Below are 19053 nucleotides of genomic sequence, written 5' to 3' on the forward strand. Positions count from 1 at the left end.
TACGTCACCTGCTTCTCTTTATCTTTTTCTCTATTATGCCAATAAAATAAAGATTAATAAAGATGAAAATGTAAGAATTTTTTAATAAATTCTTGAGCCGTTGCTAGGAAAGGCTTTTGCGAATAAAAAAAGTGCAGGTCATGTTTTGACCCGCACTTTTTTCCTTTGAATAGGATATTAGTTTTGTAAGGTTTTCTCCAGCTGTTTGATTTTTTCCTCAATATCAGCGATTTCTTTTTGAAGATCCTGCTGATGAGGTTTGATCTCTTCCTGCCATTTTTTAATTGAGGTTTGCAGTTCACCGCTTACGTCTTTAATGACATCTGCACTTTCTTTTGCCGCTTTTACTAGCTGGTCCTTTAAGGTTACACCATCTGATTTTAAGCGCTTGATCGTTTCTTCAAAAGAATCGCAATTGGTTTTTATTTTTTCACGCAGCTGTTTACCTGAAGAAGGTGCTGATAGAAGAACTGCAGCACCTCCGATGATGCCGCCCACAAATAGTCCTGTTAATAGAGAACGTCCGTCCGCCATTAAAATCACCCCGTTTTTTTCTTGAAATATGATACATTCAGATTTTTCCATTTTGTTCGAAGAATGAACTTCTATACATAGCTTGCTTTATTTTAGCATATTTTTTAAGTGAAAAGGAGGGAGAAGGTTGTCTGTCTTTATGATTGTGTTATCCTGCATCACCCTTGCCTTTGCAACAGGCGCCATCTACTATATCAGACTTCTCAGCCAGGCTGCTTCTTATCCGCCGAAGAAAGTCATTCGGCAGAAAGCGCTTGTTTGTTCAACCGGAACCGCCTTTACACTATGTCTTATCTTTATCACAAAACTCATCGCTTAAAACATACTGACATGCTGCGGGCTCTTTTAAAGAAAAAACCTCTCCCGGAAGCGGAAGAGGTTTTGTGTCACATTTATTTTGCAGCTTCCATAAAACTTGAGCGTCTTAAAATGGTTTGCACGATCGGATACATCATGATCATGGCGATTGTATTCAATACAGCTGCCGGCAGAACGACTGCGGCGAATAATGCGGCGAAACCGCCAGGCAAACCGACGATACATAAAGCTGACGTTAAAAATACAGTTCCTGATAAGATGGTGCCGATGACTGTCAGAACTGCGACTACAGCTGTTTTCTGGCTCTTTCTCACCAGAAGGAACAGGAAGAAAAACAGAAACGCTGATACAGGTTTGTCAATGATATTTGGAATCTGTCCGGCAGGAAACGCGGTTGTAAGAGCTGAAATGATTCCGGTCACAATCCCGATAACGAGAACGTTTTGCACCCGCGGGAACAGTAGAATGCCCATAAACATCATGATCAGCATCATATCAGGTTTCATCCCGCCTAAAAAGGGCGGAATAATGGAATGGAGCGCTGCGCCGATTGCGGCAAACAGAGCCATAACGACTAACTCTTTTGTTTTCATATCTATGCTCTCCTCTGCTAAGCTTTCTGCCCTCCAATAATATGCTCATCATTTATTGCGAAGGCTTAAAGAATTTATTATGCAAACAGTATACCAAACGAACGGTTTGCACAGCCAGACTTTTTACTCATTTTCCTGCTGGAATTTCTTCATGAAAGCAGTTAATGTTTCACAGTCTTCCAGTGATACCGCATTATAAATGGAAGCACGGCAGCCTCCTACTGAACGGTGTCCGCCAAGGCCTACCATTTTTGCTTCTTTCGCCTCCTGGACGAACTTTTTCGTTAAACTGTCATCACGGAGCGTAAAGGTAACGTTCATGCGTGAACGGCTGTCTTTTCTGGCATGGCCTTTATAGAAGCCATTGCTCTCGTCAATGCAGCTGTAAAGAAGCTGTGCTTTTTGTTCGTTGCGCTGTTCAGCAGCTTCAACTCCGCCGTTTTTCTTCAGCCACTCAAGGACGAGGCTCAGCATATAAATGGCAAATGTGGGCGGAGTGTTGTAAAGAGAATCCGCTTTGACATGTGTTGAATATTTAAGGATTTTCGGAACGTTGGCATTTTCATTTTGCAGCCATGATTTTTTCATGACGACAACGGTAACACCTGAAGGACCAAGGTTTTTTTGAGCACCGCCGTAAATGACGTCAAATTTGGATACATCGATTTTTCTGCTTAAAATATCGCTGGACATGTCAGCGACGAGAGGAATAGGAGAACTCGGGAATTCCTGCCACTGTGTGCCGAAAATCGTATTGTTAGACGTAATATGTAAATAGGCGCCGTCTTTTACATCTGTAAGGTCAACCTCGGGAATGTAGCTGTAATTGTCTGATTCGCTTGTCGCCGTCACAGATGTGTTTCCGAACAGTTTCGCTTCAGCGAGCGCTTTTTCAGACCAAGCGCCTGTCATCACAAAATGAGCGGTTTTTTCAGGTGTTAAAAAGTTCATCGGAAGCATTGAGAATTGAAGGCTCGCCCCGCCTTGAAGAAACAGAATGTCATAGTCATCCGGGATGCCCATCAGTTCAATCAGCAAGCTTTTCGCTTTTTGATGCACCGCTTCATATTCTTTGCTGCGGTGGGAAAGCTCCATAACGGACATGCCGGATTCATTAAAATCAATAAACTCTTTCTGTGCTGTTTGCAGAACTTCTAATGGCAGCGCTGCAGGACCTGCGTTAAAATTCGTTGTACGTTCCATCATGATCTCTCCCTGTTTTCCACGTTAATGTAACAAATAATACAATTATCCTATCACAAAAATTCAGTTTTTTTGATAAAAATTTAGAATTATCAAAAGAAATTGCGAATTATTCACAATAAAAAAACCTCATCTTTATGATGAGGCTAAGCGTTTCGCAATGGATGAAGAAATGTCTTGCAGATCTTCCGGTTTGTAATCATCTGCATGTGTTTTCCACACTGCTCCGAATCCGTCGCCTTTTCCGTAGCGCGGGATAATATGCATGTGGTAATGGAAAACAGATTGTCCTGCTTTTTCGCCGTTGTTGTTTAACGTATTTAAGCCGATCGGTTCAAATTCATCCCTGATGGCGCGGGCAATTTTCGGAACGGCGTGAAAATACTGTTTCGCTAATTCGTCTGTGAATTCGTAAACATTTTCAATATGTGTTTTCGGGATAACGAGGGTGTGGCCTTTCGTCACTTGGCTGATATCGAGAAATGCCAGCACATGTTCATCTTCATAAACCTTTGCTGACGGAATTTCGCCGGCGATAATTTTACAAAAGATACAATTCTCTGCACTATGCATGAGGGTTCCTCCTTATGAAATTGTGTTTTTATGTATAAACTCATCGTACCACAGAAATGCAGAAAATAGAAAACAGGATGAACGGCGGAGCGTTCATCCTGAATGCAGAGGAATCAGCTTTATGAAGAAAATGTGATATGCCTTTGGTAAGCACCTCATTTGTCAATAAAATGAAGACTTGTTTAATGCCTAACGATTCCTGCGATAAACACCTCATTTGACAGTCAGCTTCAAAATTGAAGATTTATCAATTCAGTGAATGAGAAAAGGTTTGAGCATAGGACATGTTTATTTTCTATCCAACTGTGCCTAAGACGTCTTTGACAAACACCTCATTTTTCAGTTGATATGCTTTTTCCTCTACAACAATTATAATGTCCAGGAACCTGTCTCTTTATGACAGCAAATTCATCATTTGTTAAAAGGGAATTGTTTCAAATCAGGCTTTGTTTTGGTACTATGAAGAAAAACAATATAAGGGGAGAAACTATGTCTCTGCTATCGGTAAAAGACTTAACCGGCGGTTATACGAGAAATCCGGTTTTGAAAAACGTGTCATTCAGCCTTGAGCCGAACCAAATTGTCGGTTTAATCGGTTTAAATGGTGCAGGTAAAAGTACAACAATCAGACATATCATCGGGCTGATGGACCCGCACAAAGGGTCTATTGAGTTAAATGGAAAAACCTTTGCCGAGGATCGGGAAGGCTATCGGTCCCAATTCACTTATATTCCTGAGACTCCCGTTTTATATGAAGAGCTGACGCTGATGGAGCACCTTGAATTGACGGCGATGGCCTACGGCCTTTCAAAAGAAACGATGGAAAAAAGATTGCCTCCGCTGTTAAAGGAATTCCGAATGGAAAAGAGGCTGAAGTGGTTCCCGGCTCATTTTTCTAAAGGGATGAAGCAGAAGGTCATGATCATGTGTGCGTTTTTGGCAGAACCTGCGCTCTACATCATTGATGAGCCATTCCTGGGACTTGATCCGCTGGCCATCAATGCGCTGCTTGAGCGGATGAATGAAGCCAAGAAAAGCGGAGCGAGCGTGCTGATGTCAACACACATCCTAGCAACGGCGGAGCGCTACTGTGATTCGTTTATCATCTTACATAACGGCGAAGTGCGGGCGCGCGGCACGCTGTCAGAGCTCAGAGAGCAGTTTGGAATGAAGGACGCGGCGCTGGATGATTTGTATCTAGAGCTCACAAAGGAAGACGCTGGCCATGAATAACATGCTGGATATTTGGCAGTCACGGCTGCAGGAGCATATCAAAGAAACAAGAAGGTACATGAAATATATGCTCAACGATCACCTCGTTATCGTTTTGATCTTTTTTATCGCAGGGGCCGCGAGCTGGTACAGCAAATGGGTACGGGACATTCCCGCCCACTTTCCGTCCTTTTGGGTGATGGCCGTGCTGTTTTCACTCGTTCTGACAGGGTCTTATGTGCGGACGCTTTTAAAGGAGGCTGACCTTGTCTTCTTATTGCCGCTTGAGGCTAAGATGGAGCCGTATTTGATGCAGGCGTTTGTTTACAGCTATGTGTCCCAGCTGTTTCCGCTGATTGCACTGAGCCTCGTAGCAATGCCGCTTTATTTCGCTGTCACGCCGGGGGCCTCGCTCGTGTCGTATGCGGCGGTATTTGTACAGCTTCTGCTGCTGAAAGCGTGGAATCAGGCCATAGAATGGCGTATGACGTTTCAAAATGACCGAAGCATGAAACAGATGAATCTTGTCATTCGTTTTGCCGCTAATACAGTCGTCCTGTATTTTGTTTTTCAATCGGTTTATGTGTATGCGCTTGTCATCTATATCATTATGGCGGCTCTTTATCTTTATGTGTCTTCCGCTGCAAAAGGAAAAACATTCAAATGGGAGAGCCATATTGAATACGAGTTAAGACGCAAGCAGCGTTTTTACCGGATTGCCAACCTGTTTACGGATGTGCCGCATTTAAAGAAACAAGCGAAACGGAGAGCGTATCTCGACTTTTTGCTGCGGTTTGTGCCGTTTGAACAGCGTAAAACGTTTGCTTACATGTTTGCCCGCGCGTTTTTGCGTTCAAGTGATTACTTAGGCATTCAAGTCAGATTAACCGTTATTTTTGCTCTGATCATTATGTATGCCTCTGCAAGCCCGATGATCGCAGGGATTTTGACTGTGTTTACCATCTTTATCACAGGTATTCAGTTTCTGCCGCTATTTGGCCACTTTGACCATCTGGCGCTTCAAGAGCTATATCCTGTCAAAAAGGAAGCGAAGCTGAAAAGCTATTTCTCTCTATTAAAAGCTGCGCTTAGCGTGCAGGCTCTGCTCATGGCAGCGGCCTCTGCCTATGCTGCGGGCGCTGCAGGTTTTCTGTACGCGCTGATCGGCTCTGCCGTCTTGATCTTTGTTGTTCTGCCGTCCTACATGACCGCCAGATTAAAAAAACACGGAAAGCTGTGAGCTGAAAAAAGGGGTAGGTCAAATGAGCGAGAATCTGCTGATGCAGGAAGCTCTTCAATGGAAAATGCATTTTTTGCGAAAGGATTCCATGTTTGAACGCTTCTCAAAGCGTGTGCAAACAAAGGTGAATGAACGGATACCTGAAAAAATTCATGCAGCAGTAACTGAAAGCGTGAAAAAAATGGTGGAAGCCACGATGGCGGGATCTAATATCATTACCTATAAGAAGGATACAAGCACACTTTCACTCAGTGAAAAAAACGAGCTTGCCAAAAAAACGATCGCTTCTTATCAGAAAGTGGCGGCTGCTGAAGGAGTCGGCACCGGGGCGGGCGGCATCTTTTTAGGTATTGCTGATTTCCCGCTGCTGCTCTCCATTAAGATGAAATGTTTATTCACTTTGTCCTCAATATACGGCTTTGATGTGAAGAATGCAGAAGAAAGGATGTTTTTGCTGCTTGTATTTCAGCTTGCTTTTTCAAGTGATGACTGCCGCAAATCGCTTTTTTCTGTCATTGAAAACTGGGAGACGGAGAAAAAGGATATTGACTGGAGAGTATTTCAGCAGGAGTATCGCGATTATATTGATGTCGTCAAGCTTTTTCAGCTTTTACCTGGGGTAGGGGCCGCAGTCGGCGGAATTGCCAATTATAAACTGCTTGCTCAGCTTGGAGATACAGCAAGACACGTTTTTCATCTGAGAATATTAAAGTAAACAGCCGGAGAGTAAAACTCCGGCTGTTTTTTTATGATAAATGATAAGTGATTGCAGCCCCTGCAAGCACTTTGGCAGCAGTCAGCATTGCTTTTTCATTGATATCAAATTTCGGATGGTGGTGGGAATAGATACGCTCAGGCTGTTCAGGAGCGGCTCCGGTAAAGAAAAAGGTTCCTTTGACATGCTGTAAGTAATAAGAAAAATCTTCGCCGCCCATTTGCGGTTCACCTTTAAGAACCTGATGAACGCCGTCTGTGTTTTTTGCGACGTTTACCAGATGGTCGGTCTCCGCGGGGTGATTGACTACCGCTGGGTATCCGCGTTCGTAGTTGTAGTCATAGGAAGCGCCGTGCATGCTGCACACTCCTTTTACAACGGCTTCAATTTCTTTTTCCAGAATGTCGCGGACATTGTCATTAAACGAACGGGCTGTGCCAATGAGTGTTGCATGGTCTGCAATCACATTAAAGGGATTATCAGCCATAAAAGAGCCTGTCGATATGACGGCGGAGTGAATCGGATTGACTTTGCGGCTGACTATATGCTGCAGCGAGGAAACAATTTGCGAGCCGATCAGGACGGCGTCTTTTGTATCATGGGGGTGAGCGCCATGGCCGCCCTTTCCGTGAATGCTGATTGTAAATCTGTCAGCTGCTGCCATTACGGCGCCGGAGCGGCAGAGAATGGTTCCAATCGGCTCAGTCGCCCAAAGATGGGTACCGAATATGACGTCTGCGTTTTCAAGACAGCCGTCCTCAATCATCGGTTTTGCACCTCCTGGCGCGTACTCTTCAGCGTGCTGGTGGATCATAATAAACGTTCCTTTGAGATCATGCCTGTTCTGATAAAGCACCTTTCCAACGGCAAGCAGAGCCGCTGTATGGCCGTCGTGGCCGCATGCGTGCATGACACCGGGCACTTTGGAAGCGTAAGGAACATCTTTTTCATCCTGGATGGGAAGGGCGTCAAAATCGGCCCGCAATGCGACAGCAGGACCGGTTTCGCTGCCTTCAATATAAGCCAGAACCCCATTGCCGCCGACTTTGGTGCGGATCGGGACTCCTAACGATTCGTAATAGGAAGCAATAAAAGCGGCCGTTTTTTCTTCCTGATTGGAAAGTTCAGGGTACATATGGAAATGGCGCCTGATTTCCACCATTTCATCGAAACAGCTGTCGAGCTGTTTGTTTATCTCTTTTTGCAGCGTGTTGATGGACAAAGCCGCTTCCCCCTTTTCTAAGCTTTTCCATGATTGTATAGAAAAAGTCTGAATATTTCAACTGGTTGTGTTTCAAAGCATGATCATCGCTGCAATGGTTGTCACCGAAAGCCCGATGACTACGGGGAGGAAGTTCTTTCTTGCAAGCTCGAATGGATCGACCTTGCAAATGGCTGCAGCGGGAATGAGCGCCCATGGAATAAGCGTACCGCCGCCCACCCAGATGGCTGATATTTGCCCGAGTGCAGTCAGGACGGCTGGATCAGCATGGAGAGCAGATGAAAAAAGCTTGGCGATGGATCCGGCGAGGGAAATGCCTGAAAATCCTGAACCGTCAAGCCCGGTTACGGCTCCAGCGGCAGTCAAAGCTGCGGCCGCAAGCTCTTTGGACATAGGCATCGCGTGGGATAGGGCGATGCCGAGATCATTGACAATGCCGTGTGAATGTTTAGGAAGTTCAGTACCCAATATGCTCTCATAGCCGGAATCACCAAGATAAAAGAAAGCGGCAATCGGGATAACGGGACCGAAAACCTTAAAGCCGAATTGAAACCCCTCGATAAAATATCCAGTAATTTTTTCAAGCCCTTTCTGTTTATACACAAGGAAATGGACGATCAGCAGGATGCAAATGGATGATCCGCCAATTAACGCGGTTGCATCATTTCCTTGAAGGTTGAATATGACCATACAGGCGATATCAGCTGCAAATACAAGAGGAATCAAAAGAGCCAGCAAAGACCGAAGACGTTTCGGCAAATACATTGAAGTGTCATGTTCAGCTGACATCATCGGGGAAAAAGAAGCGGGCCGCATTTGTTTTTTGCGTTCACGCTGAATCAAAAAGAAAGCGGCAGTTGTTGTAGTCACGCCCATAATCAGAACGAGCGGAATGCTTGCTGAGACGACATCACCGACAGGGATGCCTGCTGCATCAGCTGTCAGTTTTGGCGCTGCCTGAATGACAAAGTCTCCTGAAAGGGCAAAGCCGTGCCCGAATAAATTCATTGCCATGGCGGCAGCGATAGGCGGCAGGCCGGCACGGGCGGCTGCCGGAAGCAGAACGGCGCCGATTAAAGCGACACCCGGCGAAGGCCAGAAGAAAAGAGAAATGGCAAACATCAGTCCGCCTATCAGCCAGTATGCCATCACAGGTCCTTTAACTAGTCGTACAAAGGGAGAAATCATTGCTTCATTTATCCCTGTTTTCGTTAACACATCACTCATAGATACGATAAAACAGATAATGAAAATCGTAGGCAGCAGCTCAGATGCCGCGTAGATGAAGCTGTGGAATAAACTGCTGACCGAAGCTGAAAGCGAATGGCTGGCCCATAACGAAATGATGAAAATCCCAAACAACGATATAAAGGTTGTATCTTTTCGCAGCAGCATAAAAAGAATGATTGCTCCAATAAAAAACACATAAAGAAAATGAACAGACATAATCCCGATTTCCATCATTGATCACTCCTTCCGCTTCCTACAGATTATTCATAGGCAGGCGGAAGGTGCTGGGACAGAAGGTATCCGATAGCAGATATTACTTCAGATCAACATGGATATGTTTTAGCTGCTCGACCAACTCATGCTTCAATCCCTTTTTAGCGCTGCTGCTGATGCTGCGGGTAGCATTCGGGTGAAAAAATAACGGCACCGGCAGCAAGCCATTTTTTTCGGTAGGCGATTATGCTTTCCGAAGGTTCTAAGTAAGAGCCGTCCTCACTCGTCAATTCATAATCGTCGAATCCGAATTGGAAGCCGCAGCACAAGCAGATTTCATAGGAGTGATTCCCTCGGTCATCATATGCTGGTTCTGTCAGCCTTTTAAACCCGCAGACTGGGCAAATATATTTCATCTCACTTCCCTCCCTTTCGCCATAAAAAAACTGCCGGACATTCCGGCAGCTATTCGACAGCAACATATGTGGTGACATACGAAGGCCGGGAGAAGATGGACGTTGTGTCAACTACGGCAGACGTGCCGCGTTTTTTGTGGGCTTCTTTGTATGAGCCTGACTGCTGCCAGTCTTGGAAGGCTCTTTCTGTTTCCCACAAGGTGAGAATGACGTACGTATCGCTGTCAAGGGGACGCAGGACACGAATGGCTTCAAAACCGGGCTCGTTTTCGACTTTTCCCGCTCTGTTTTTAAATCTGTTTTCAAACAGCGGCCGCCCTTCCTGTGTGACGGCTATATTGTTCAATACTGCGAAACCAGGATGCTTCATGTCCCCGACTTGGTCAATGACTTCATAAGAATGGGGGGCCTGAAAAACCGTTTCTCCGTTTGTTTCGTGAATTAAAATCGCATTTTCCTGTCCCTGCATCAAAAGCATATTTTCCGAGGAATGTTTTTGCACGATGTTTTTCAAAAAATCGGCTGTCCCATATGTAATATATACCTTCATATCAGCCACCTCCTGCTTGCTAGTATATCAAAACAATGGTATAAGTTTCTATTGGCGACTGCTTCAAACATAAATCAAAACAATTTTTCCCATACTACCTTTAGAAAGGCGAGGTGAGTTCATGTTTAAGATAAAGAAAAAGAAACTTTTCATTCCCATCATTATTTTAGTGTTAACTGCTTTTCTCGCATTAATAGGATATATTTCAATCATTTTTCTCGGTCATTATGTCATAGATGAAAAGAAACTGGTCCTTCACGCATCTTCAAAAATTGTTGACCAAAACGGGGATGAGGTCGCAAGTCTGTATACAGAAAATCGTGAACCGGTCTCCATTAATGAAATTCCGAAAGAGGTCAGAGAAGCGTTTATCGCAGTGGAAGATAAGAGGTTTTACGAACACCACGGTATCGATGTGAAATCTGTTGGAAGAGCGGTGTACCGCGATATATTAGCAGGAGGAAAAGTAGAAGGCGGGAGCACGATCACCCAGCAGCTTGCCAAAAATATTTTTCTGACACATGACAAAACGTTTTTAAGAAAAACGAAAGAAGTGATCATAGCGATCAACCTTGAACGGGACTACAGCAAGGACAAGCTGCTGGAAATGTATCTGAACCAGCTATACTTCGGACACGGGGTTTATGGCATTCAAGCTGCGTCCCACTATTATTTTAATAAGGAAGTTAAAGATCTAACCGTATCCGAAGGCGCGGTCTTGGCTGCTATTCCGAAGGCGCCTTCTACGTATTCTCCTGTTTTGCATCCTGATAAAAGTAAGGAGCGGCGGGATACGATTCTCGGCATGATGAATGACCAAGGCTATATCAGTGCGAAAGAGGCTGTCAGTGCGCAGGGGAGGACGCTCGGGCTGAACGTGAAGAAACAGTCAAAAACACCTTGGTTTGACAGCTATATTGACCTTGTGATCGAAGAAGCGGAGGATAAGTATTCCATTTCCGGAGAGCAGCTGCTTCAAGGCGGGTACACGATTAAGGTGCCGCTTGATTCAAAACTGCAAAAAACGGCTTATCAAGTCATGAAGGAAGGCAGATATTATCCCGGAACAGATCAAGATGCGGAAGGAAGCGCAGTTTTTATCAACAATAAAACGGGCGGTGTGGAAGCGGCGATCGGCGGAAGAGATTACACGGCTAAAGGATATAATCGTGTGACAGCTGTGCGCCAGCCGGGATCAACGTTTAAGCCGCTGGCTGTATACGGACCGGCGATGCAGGAAAAGAGATTTAAGCCGTACTCTCTGTTAAAGGATGAATTACAATCCTACGGAGACTATACACCCAAAAACTATGACGGGCGTTATGAAGGGGAAGTCACGATGTCGGATGCCATCACTTACAGCAAAAATGCGCCGGCAGTGTGGACGCTGAATGAGATCGGTGTGGAAACGGGAAAATCTTATTTAAAGTCAAACGGTATTGATATACCGGATGAGGGGCTTGCTCTAGCTCTCGGCGGTTTAGAAAAAGGCGTGTCGCCCCTCCAGCTTGCCGGCGCTTTTCATACGTTTGCCGCAAATGGAACATACACCGAGCCGTACTTTATTTCAAACATAACAGATGAGGACGGGGAAACAATAGCCGATCATAAAGAAGAAGGAAAACGAGTATTCAGCAAACAGACGTCTTGGAACATGACGAGAATGCTTCAGCAGGTGGTTAAGAAGGGAACAGCAACGTCCGGCACCTTTCACGGCGATCTTGCCGGGAAAACCGGTTCTACCTCATATACTGGCGTTTCCGGCGCCACAAAGGATGCCTGGTTTGCAGGCTATACGCCGAACATAACGGGTGCTGTCTGGATGGGCTATGACAAAACAGATCACAACCATTATTTAAAAGGCGGAAGCGCATATCCGACCAGAATGTTTAAAGATATTTTGACACAGGCTGGCGAAACGGGTTCTGCGTTTACGAAGCCTAAAAAAGTAAAAGAACTTGAAAGCCCTATTGAGCTTGAGCCTGTCAAAACGCTGACGGCAGACTATACATTTAGGGCAGCGGGGCTGTTTACGATTGAATTAAAATGGAATGCGCAAGAGGATGATCGGGCAGTGTACAGAATTTATGTAAATAAGGACGGCAATGATACGCTTCTTGATTCTGTTGAAGGAAAGGGAAGCTATGAGATCCCATATGCCAATTTGTTTTCGGGTGCTTCCTATAAAGTGGTGCCTTATAATACACAGACAAAAAAAGAAGGAGAAGGAACCGATTACGTTCAGCCGAAGTTGTTTTCCTCTTAATGGAATTCGGCGATTTTTTGAACTTTGGGCCGGATTTCTATACCATTTGCCCAAAACGAGGTATAGTGTAATGGTCAAGGAACACGAACGTATGGTTGCAGTATGAAAGGTGGAAATCAAATGAGGAAACGAGAAACGTTTAACGAGACGTTTTTAAAAGCTGCGCGGGGAGAAAAAGCGGATCACACGCCTGTTTGGTACATGAGACAAGCCGGGCGCTCACAGCCGGAGTACCGTAAGCTGAAGGAAAAATACGGATTGTTCGAAATTACACATCAGCCCGAATTGTGTGCGTACGTCACAAGGCTTCCGGTCGAGCAATACGGAGTCGATGCTGCAATCCTTTATAAAGATATTATGACGCCGCTTCCGTCGATCGGTGTGGATGTTGAAATTAAAAATGGAATCGGGCCGGTGATTGATCAGCCTATTCGTTCTCTGCAGGACATTGAAAAGCTCGGAAAGCTTGAGCCGGAACAGGACGTGCCGTACGTGCTCGAAACGATCAAACTGCTTGTCAATGAACAGCTTGACGTCCCGCTAATCGGTTTCTCTGGTGCGCCTTTTACGCTTGCCAGCTATATGATCGAAGGCGGGCCTTCGAAAAACTACAATAAAACAAAAGCCTTTATGTACAGCATGCCGGATGCCTGGAACCTGCTGATGACAAAGCTTGCCGACATGATTATCGTGTATGCGAAAGCGCAAATAAAGGCGGGCGCAAAAGCCATTCAAATCTTTGATTCATGGGTTGGCGCGCTGAATCAAGCGGATTACAGAACGTACATCAAACCAGTGATGAACCGGATTTTTTCTGAGCTGGCGTCCGAAAATGTGCCGCTTATCATGTTTGGTGTAGGTGCCAGCCATTTAGCAACGGATTGGCATGACCTGCCTCTCGATGTTGTCGGGCTCGATTGGAGACTTAGCATTGATGAAGCCAGATCAAAAGGCATCACCAAAACAGTGCAAGGCAACCTGGACCCGTCCATTTTGCTTGCTCCGTGGGAAGTGATCGAGAAGAGAACGAAAGAAATTCTTGATCAAGGCTTACAATCGGATAGCTTCATTTTTAACCTCGGGCACGGCGTATTTCCTGATGTCAGTCCGGAAGTGCTGAAAAAGCTGACTGCATTTGTACATGAATATTCTCAATCAAAGAAAATAGGCCTATACTCCTGAGCATATTTTTTGGTATCAGGATAAAAGCCTGTCAGAATTGTTTTGTGATAGATCATCTAAAGAGGGTGTAAACAGTGGGTAAAAAGAAAATGGGGCTTCTCATTATGGCGTACGGCACGCCTTACAAAGAAGAAGATATAGAGCGTTATTATACACATATTAGAAGAGGCAGAAAGCCTGAGCCTGAAATGCTTCAGGATCTGAAAGACAGATATGAAGCAATCGGGGGCATTTCACCGCTTGCCAAAATCACAGAGGAACAGGCTTATAAACTTGAACAGCACTTAAACGAGATTCAGGATGAGATTACGTTTAAAGCGTATATCGGGCTGAAGCATATCGAGCCGTTTATTGAAGACGCTGTGGCAGAGATGCATAAGGACGGCATTACAGAGGCGGTCAGCCTTGTATTGGCACCGCACTTCTCCACATTCAGCGTGCAGTCCTACAACAAACGTGCGAAAGAAGAGGCTGAAAAACTCGGCGGGTTAACAATTACGTCTGTCGAAAGCTGGTACGACGAGCCGAAGTTTGTGAAATATTGGGTTGACCAAGTGAAGGACACGTATGCGTCAATGCCGAAGGAAGAAAGAGAAAACGCGATGCTCATTGTTTCCGCGCACAGCCTCCCGGAAAAAATTAAAGAGTACGGAGACCCGTACCCGGATCAGCTTCATGAATCCGCGAAGTTGATCGCTGAAGGAGCAGGCGTATCTGAATACGCTGTCGGCTGGCAAAGTGAAGGCAACACGCCTGATCCGTGGCTTGGACCTGACGTGCAAGATCTGACACGTGATTTATTTGAACAAAAAGGCTATCAAGCATTCGTATATGTGCCTGTCGGATTTGTCGCGGACCATTTAGAAGTGCTTTATGACAACGATTATGAGTGCAAAGTGGTGACTGACGATATCGGCGCCAGCTATTACCGGCCGGAAATGCCGAACGCTAAACCGGCATTTATTGATGCTTTAGCAACAGTCGTTTTGAAAAAATTAGGACGTTAAAGAAGGCGATGAACATGAGTGACGGCAAAAAGCATGTAGTCATCATCGGCGGCGGCATTACCGGTTTAGCCGCCGCCTTCTACATGGAAAAAGAAATTAGAGACAAAAATTTGCCGCTTGAGCTGACGCTTATTGAGGCAAGCCCGAGAGTAGGCGGAAAAATCCAGACAGTCAAGAAGGAAGGCTATATCATCGAAAGAGGGCCTGACTCATTCCTGGAACGAAAAAAAAGCGCTCCGCAGCTTGTCAAAGACTTAGGTCTTGACCATCTGCTTGTGAACAATGCGACCGGACAATCCTACGTGCTTGTCAACCGCACTTTGCACCCGATGCCGAAGGGAGCTGTAATGGGAATACCGACCAAAATCGCGCCGTTCGTGTCAACGGGGCTGTTTTCTCTGTCAGGGAAGGCGAGAGCTGCAATGGATTTCATCCTGCCCGCAAGTAAATCAAAAGAGGATCAGTCACTGGGTGAATTTTTCCGCAGACGTGTCGGGGATGAAGTTGTCGAGAATTTAATCGAGCCGCTTTTATCAGGCATCTATGCAGGTGATATCGACAAACTCAGCCTGATGTCAACATTCCCGCAATTCTATCAGACGGAACAAAAGCACAGAAGCCTGATCCTGGGGATGAAAAAAACAAGACCTCAAGGCTCCGGCCAGCAGCTGACAGCCAAAAAACAAGGGCAGTTTCAGACGCTGACAACAGGCCTGCAGACGCTTGTCGAAGAGATTGAAAATCAACTAAAGCTGACAAAGGTATACAAAGGCACAAAGGTTACCAACATTAGCCGAGAGGGAACGGGCTACTCGCTTGATCTTGATAACGGCGTATCCCTTGATGCCGAATCAGTGATTGTAACAGCACCGCATAAAGCTGCCGCGGGAATGCTTTCCGATTTGCCGGCTGTTGCAAATCTGAAAAACATGCATTCCACATCTGTGGCGAATGTTGCCTTAGGCTTTCCGGAAGGTACCGTCCAGATGGAGCATGAGGGCACGGGCTTTGTCATTTCAAGGAACAGTGATTTCGCGATCACGGCTTGTACGTGGACGAACAAAAAATGGCCGCACGCAGCGCCGGAAGGCAAAACACTGCTTCGGGCATATGTCGGAAAGGCCGGAGACGAATCCATCGTCGACCTCTCAGATAACGACATTATCAACATTGTGCTGGAAGACTTAAAGAAAGTAATGAAAATCAACGGCGAGCCGGAAATGACATGTGTCACACGCTGGCATGAAAGCATGCCTCAATACCATGTCGGCCATAAACGGCGTATCAATGAGCTCCGTGAAGCGCTGGCTTCCTCATATCCAGGTGTGTACATGACTGGTGCATCTTTCGAGGGTGTTGGAATTCCGGATTGTATCGATCAAGGAAAAGCAGCTGTGTCAGATACGCTGAAATATTTATTCGACTAAACCTCCGTGCCGGTACGGAGGTTTTTTGTGTCTAGGTGATGGCAATGTGTAAAAAATGTTTGAATTGTTCAGCATGGTATGATACATTTGCATATGTACTTATTGACTAAAATGTTCAAATGGTCAGTTTTGAGGTGATATAAATGTCAATAGATCGAAAAAAGCTCATTTTGGAGGCTGCCACAAAGTCTTTCACACAGTTTGGCTATAAAGCGACGACAATGGATTTGGTGGCGAAGCTTGCGAACGTGGGAAAAGGAACCATCTATACGTTTTTCAAAAATAAAGAAGAGCTGTTTGACGATATTTTCTCTACGTTATTGAGAGAAATGAAGCAAAAAGCCGACGAAGCGATGGAGCCTGATCTCCCGTTCCATGAAAATGTCCACAGGGCGCTGTTTGCCATTCTGGAATTCAGGAAAACACATCAGCTGACGATTAAAATTTTTCAAGAAAATGCTGAGATTGGTACAATGGCAGTTCAGGACGTGATTCAGAAAATGGAGCGTTCCATTCTTTCTTATATTAAAAATAAGATAGAAGAGGGTGTCGAAAACGGAGATATCAAGCCATGTGATCCTGAGCTGACGGCTTTTGTCATGTTGAAGCTTTATATCGCGCTCATTTTTGATTGGGAAAAACAGCATCCTCCGCTTGATAAAGAAACGATTGCGGAACTGCTTGAGTTGTATGTTGTCAAAGGATTGTCAGCCAACTAGATAATCCTTTCTCTTTACAAGAAAATGACCATTTTTCATGATGAGTCAGTTTTAGAATGGAGGCATCAGGATGAACACAATACGAAGTCAATGGAAAGACATCGTAACGAGTAAAAAATTATTGATTCCCATCATCGCCATTTTGTTTGTCCCGCTTATTTACAGCGGTGTTTTCTTAAAGGCTTATTGGGACCCGTACGGCACAGTTGACCAGCTGCCTGTCGTTGTCGTCAACCAGGACAAAGGAACGACATATGAGGGAGAAAAGCTTCAAATCGGTGATGATCTGGTAAAAGAATTAAAGGATAATAAAAGCTTTGACTGGCATTTTTCCAATGATCTCGACCAATCATTAAAGGACTTATTAAATCAAAAATACTATTTAGTAGTCGAGATTCCAGAAGACTTCTCTAAAAACGCCAGCACTGTAATGGACAAAAATCCGAAAAAACTGGATTTGAAATACCATACGAATGCCGGTTCAAACTATGTAGGGGCAACGATCGGCGAAAAAGCGATTGATAAACTGAAAGCTTCTGTTTCTAAAGAAGTGACCGAGCAATATACAAAAGTGATTTTTGATAACTTTAAAGATATTGCCAAAGGTCTCAGCGACGCGAGCAGCGGAGCGAAAAAAATTGATGACGGCACAAAGGATGCGAAAAACGGAAGCGCCCAGCTGAAAGAAAACCTGGAGAAGCTGACAGAAAGCACTGCGACAATCAGTGACAAAACGGCGCAGCTGGCAGAAGGAGCAGCTAAAGTAACAAGCGGCATTCAATCGCTTGACAGCTCGCTCGGCAAATTCCAGGACAGCAGCAATACCATTTATGAAAATTCAGGAAAAATTGCCGCGGGGTCAAGTGAGCTGACAGGCAAGCTGAATGAACTTCTTGCCGGCCAGCAGACATTGCAGCAGGGATTTCCAAAGATTACAAACGGGCTGGATCAGCTTAATACAAAGGCCGCAGAGGCTTCTCAGAAAGTAGAAAAAGCAGAGAAGGTCATAAACGCAGTCGATTTGACACAGCTTGAAACAGCTGTCAGCAACCTTGAAAAATCTGAAACTGCGATGAACGAATTTAAAAAGCAGCTGACAGAGTTTGAAAACAGCTTAAAAAACCGTGATCAGGCATTTAAAAATCTGATCAATTCAAGCGAGTTCTTAACAGCGGAGCAAAAAAGCCAGCTGATTCATTCTGTTGAGAAGAAGCTACCACAAGTGGATGCGCCTGATTTTGACCAAATCATAAGCCGGCTCCCTTCAGTGGATCAGCTTCCTGACATTTCAACGATTAAAGCCTCTCTGGAAGATGTAAAAGAGCAGGCGGCACAGCTGAAAGCAATGCCGGAAGCTACATCTAAGCTTTATAACGGTGCAAAAGCGACGCAAGATGCAATTGACAAATTAACTGAAGGAACCGAGAAGATATACAACGGTTCACAGCAGATCACAGATAGCCAAAATAAACTGACAGCCGGTATTGGAGAATACAATAAACAGTTTGGTAAAGCAAAAGCAGGCTCAGAACAATTGGTGACAGGCGGCAGCCAAGTGTCAGGCGGCTTACTGAAACTGTTAGACGGTTCTAAACAAATTCAAAATGGATCATCGAAACTCGCTGAGGGATCTGAATCGCTTGATACAGGTTTAGGCAAGCTTCTGGACGGCACAGGACAGCTGTCTAATAAGCTGAATGATGCGGCTGATCAAACAGGGGATATCAGCGCTGATGATGAAACATACGGTATGTTTGCAGATCCGGTTAAAACCAATGACGACGCCATTCATTCCGTCCCTAACTACGGAACAGGACTGACGCCTTATATCCTGTCAATGGGCTTGTATGTCGGCGGCATTATGCTGACGGTCGTATTCCCGCTAAAAGAAGCATCAGGCCGTCCGAGAAACGGATTTGAGTGGTTCTTCAGTAAATTTAATGTCATGATGCTGGTGGGAATCATTCAATCGCTTATTGTGGCGACAGTTCTTCTTCTCGGAATCGGTCTCGAGGTGGAGAGCACATGGAGATTTTACGTGTTTACGATCATTACGAGTCTCGCTTTCCTTGCAATGATACAATTTTTGGCCACGACGATGGGCAATCCGGGACGGTTTATTGCAGTCATTATCTTAGTGCTGCAGCTCGGGGCCAGCGGAGGAACCTTCCCGTTAGAATTGCTTCCGCATTTCTATCAGGTGATCCATGGCGCGCTGCCGATGACCTACAGCATAAACGGGTTCAGAGCAGTGATTTCAAACGGAGATTTCGGCTACATGTGGCAGATGGCCGGTGTCTTAATCGGCATTGCTCTTGTCATGATCGCGCTGAGCATTACCTACTTTACGATCTTAAGCCGGAAGGAAGACACTTCAGAAGAACAGCCGGCTTCCTAATGAAAAAGACCTTGTTTCTCAGGAAACAAGGTCTT

At 45.2% G+C, this 19053-nt stretch carries 17 protein-coding genes and 1 pseudogene; 10 read left to right on the forward strand and 8 right to left on the reverse strand.

The features are described 5' to 3' along the window. Positions 1–177 precede the first annotated feature (177 nt). Positions 178–534, reverse strand: coding sequence for a YtxH domain-containing protein (locus NST56_RS05575; RefSeq protein WP_010333594.1), 357 nt, complete (start codon positions 532–534; stop codon positions 178–180). Between the two features lie 127 nt (positions 535–661). Here NST56_RS05575 and NST56_RS05580 point away from each other — a divergent pair, with 127 nt between their 5' ends. After that, positions 662–853 (forward strand): hypothetical protein, encoded by a 192-nt coding sequence (locus tag NST56_RS05580; RefSeq protein WP_010333595.1) that lies wholly within the window; start codon positions 662–664, stop codon positions 851–853. A 73-nt stretch (positions 854–926) separates the two neighbouring features. On the opposite strand, the gene NST56_RS05585 is transcribed toward NST56_RS05580, so the two are convergent. The 3 genes from NST56_RS05585 to NST56_RS05595 all read right to left on the reverse strand — a co-directional run bounded on the left by NST56_RS05585 (position 927) and on the right by NST56_RS05595 (position 3221). Next, positions 927–1445 carry a tryptophan transporter gene (locus NST56_RS05585; RefSeq protein WP_010333596.1) on the reverse strand — a complete coding sequence of 173 codons (519 nt, stop codon included), beginning with the start codon at positions 1443–1445 and terminating at the stop codon, positions 927–929. Positions 1446–1568: 123 nt separating this feature from the next. After that, complete coding sequence (gene serC, locus NST56_RS05590; protein WP_168747327.1) at positions 1569–2648, reverse strand: 3-phosphoserine/phosphohydroxythreonine transaminase; 1080 nt, start codon at positions 2646–2648, stop codon at positions 1569–1571. A gap of 135 nt (positions 2649–2783) precedes the next feature. Continuing rightward, positions 2784–3221 (reverse strand): HIT family protein, encoded by a 438-nt coding sequence (locus NST56_RS05595; RefSeq protein WP_003327743.1) that lies wholly within the window; start codon positions 3219–3221, stop codon positions 2784–2786. Positions 3222–3710: 489 nt separating this feature from the next. Between NST56_RS05595 and ecsA the strand changes: the two genes are divergently transcribed. The 3 genes from ecsA to NST56_RS05610 are packed head-to-tail and all read left to right on the forward strand — an operon-like array spanning position 3711 to position 6388. Further along, on the forward strand, positions 3711–4454 hold the full coding sequence (gene ecsA, locus NST56_RS05600; protein ID WP_010333599.1) for an ABC transporter ATP-binding protein EcsA: 744 nt from the start codon (positions 3711–3713) through the stop codon (positions 4452–4454). Further along, positions 4447–5673, forward strand: coding sequence for an ABC transporter permease (locus tag NST56_RS05605; protein ID WP_339180586.1), 1227 nt, complete (start codon positions 4447–4449; stop codon positions 5671–5673). The genes ecsA and NST56_RS05605 overlap by 8 nt, the downstream gene beginning before the upstream one ends. A gap of 22 nt (positions 5674–5695) precedes the next feature. After that, complete coding sequence (locus tag NST56_RS05610; protein ID WP_268470942.1) at positions 5696–6388, forward strand: EcsC family protein; 693 nt, start codon at positions 5696–5698, stop codon at positions 6386–6388. A 31-nt stretch (positions 6389–6419) separates the two neighbouring features. On the opposite strand, the gene NST56_RS05615 is transcribed toward NST56_RS05610, so the two are convergent. From NST56_RS05615 to hmoB, 4 genes and pseudogenes are all read right to left on the reverse strand, one after another. Next, a complete protein-coding gene (locus NST56_RS05615) occupies positions 6420–7610 on the reverse strand; it encodes a M20 family metallopeptidase (RefSeq protein WP_326226821.1) in 1191 nt (396 codons plus the stop codon). Positions 7611–7682: 72 nt separating this feature from the next. Further along, a complete protein-coding gene (locus NST56_RS05620) occupies positions 7683–9074 on the reverse strand; it encodes a hypothetical protein (protein ID WP_339180593.1) in 1392 nt (463 codons plus the stop codon). A gap of 79 nt (positions 9075–9153) precedes the next feature. Beyond that, positions 9154–9469 (reverse strand): annotated as a pseudogene (locus NST56_RS05625) (hypothetical protein). Between the two features lie 49 nt (positions 9470–9518). Continuing rightward, positions 9519–10019 (reverse strand): heme-degrading oxygenase HmoB, encoded by a 501-nt coding sequence (hmoB, locus tag NST56_RS05630; RefSeq protein ID WP_339180595.1) that lies wholly within the window; start codon positions 10017–10019, stop codon positions 9519–9521. Between the two features lie 121 nt (positions 10020–10140). Here hmoB and NST56_RS05635 point away from each other — a divergent pair, with 121 nt between their 5' ends. The 6 genes from NST56_RS05635 to NST56_RS05660 all read left to right on the forward strand — a co-directional run bounded on the left by NST56_RS05635 (position 10141) and on the right by NST56_RS05660 (position 19018). After that, entirely contained in the window at positions 10141–12285 is a 2145-nt protein-coding gene (locus NST56_RS05635) for a transglycosylase domain-containing protein (RefSeq protein WP_339180597.1), read from the forward strand. Between the two features lie 120 nt (positions 12286–12405). After that, positions 12406–13467, forward strand: a complete 1062-nt coding sequence (gene hemE, locus NST56_RS05640) for a uroporphyrinogen decarboxylase (protein WP_010333608.1) — start codon at positions 12406–12408, stop codon at positions 13465–13467. Positions 13468–13541: 74 nt separating this feature from the next. Beyond that, positions 13542–14474: a ferrochelatase gene (hemH, locus tag NST56_RS05645; protein WP_010333609.1), complete on the forward strand. Its 933-nt coding sequence runs from the start codon at positions 13542–13544 to the stop codon at positions 14472–14474. A gap of 14 nt (positions 14475–14488) precedes the next feature. Continuing rightward, positions 14489–15901: a protoporphyrinogen oxidase gene (hemY, locus tag NST56_RS05650; RefSeq protein WP_168747333.1), complete on the forward strand. Its 1413-nt coding sequence runs from the start codon at positions 14489–14491 to the stop codon at positions 15899–15901. 143 nt (positions 15902–16044) lie between these two features. Further along, the gene (locus NST56_RS05655) at positions 16045–16620 is read left to right on the forward strand and encodes a TetR/AcrR family transcriptional regulator (RefSeq protein ID WP_229147708.1); all 576 of its coding nucleotides are present in this window, start codon (positions 16045–16047) and stop codon (positions 16618–16620) included. A gap of 70 nt (positions 16621–16690) precedes the next feature. Then, the gene (locus NST56_RS05660; RefSeq protein ID WP_326226826.1) at positions 16691–19018 is read left to right on the forward strand and encodes a YhgE/Pip domain-containing protein; all 2328 of its coding nucleotides are present in this window, start codon (positions 16691–16693) and stop codon (positions 19016–19018) included. The last annotated feature ends 35 nt before the right edge of the window (positions 19019–19053 follow it).

The organism is Bacillus sp. FSL R5-0560, assembly GCF_037966305.1.
In the GTDB taxonomy this organism is placed as follows: Bacteria; Bacillota; Bacilli; order Bacillales; family Bacillaceae; genus Bacillus; species Bacillus mojavensis.

Bases quoted from the DNA above. Each gene is read 5' to 3' on its own strand.
- hemE (WP_010333608.1), top strand. From the start codon at position 12,406: ATGAGGAAACGAGAAACGTTTAACGAGACGTTTTTAAAAGCTGCGCGG.
- NST56_RS05655 (WP_229147708.1), top strand. From the start codon at position 16,045: ATGTCAATAGATCGAAAAAAGCTCATTTTGGAGGCTGCCACAAAGTCT.
- NST56_RS05575 (WP_010333594.1), bottom strand. From the start codon at position 534: ATGGCGGACGGACGTTCTCTATTAACAGGACTATTTGTGGGCGGCATC.
- NST56_RS05605 (WP_339180586.1), top strand. From the start codon at position 4,447: ATGAATAACATGCTGGATATTTGGCAGTCACGGCTGCAGGAGCATATC.
- NST56_RS05620 (WP_339180593.1), bottom strand. From the start codon at position 9,074: ATGATGGAAATCGGGATTATGTCTGTTCATTTTCTTTATGTGTTTTTT.
- NST56_RS05595 (WP_003327743.1), bottom strand. From the start codon at position 3,221: ATGCATAGTGCAGAGAATTGTATCTTTTGTAAAATTATCGCCGGCGAA.
- hemY (WP_168747333.1), top strand. From the start codon at position 14,489: ATGAGTGACGGCAAAAAGCATGTAGTCATCATCGGCGGCGGCATTACC.
- ecsA (WP_010333599.1), top strand. From the start codon at position 3,711: ATGTCTCTGCTATCGGTAAAAGACTTAACCGGCGGTTATACGAGAAAT.
- NST56_RS05610 (WP_268470942.1), top strand. From the start codon at position 5,696: ATGAGCGAGAATCTGCTGATGCAGGAAGCTCTTCAATGGAAAATGCAT.
- NST56_RS05635 (WP_339180597.1), top strand. From the start codon at position 10,141: ATGTTTAAGATAAAGAAAAAGAAACTTTTCATTCCCATCATTATTTTA.
- NST56_RS05585 (WP_010333596.1), bottom strand. From the start codon at position 1,445: ATGAAAACAAAAGAGTTAGTCGTTATGGCTCTGTTTGCCGCAATCGGC.
- NST56_RS05660 (WP_326226826.1), top strand. From the start codon at position 16,691: ATGAACACAATACGAAGTCAATGGAAAGACATCGTAACGAGTAAAAAA.
- hmoB (WP_339180595.1), bottom strand. From the start codon at position 10,019: ATGAAGGTATATATTACATATGGGACAGCCGATTTTTTGAAAAACATC.
- serC (WP_168747327.1), bottom strand. From the start codon at position 2,648: ATGGAACGTACAACGAATTTTAACGCAGGTCCTGCAGCGCTGCCATTA.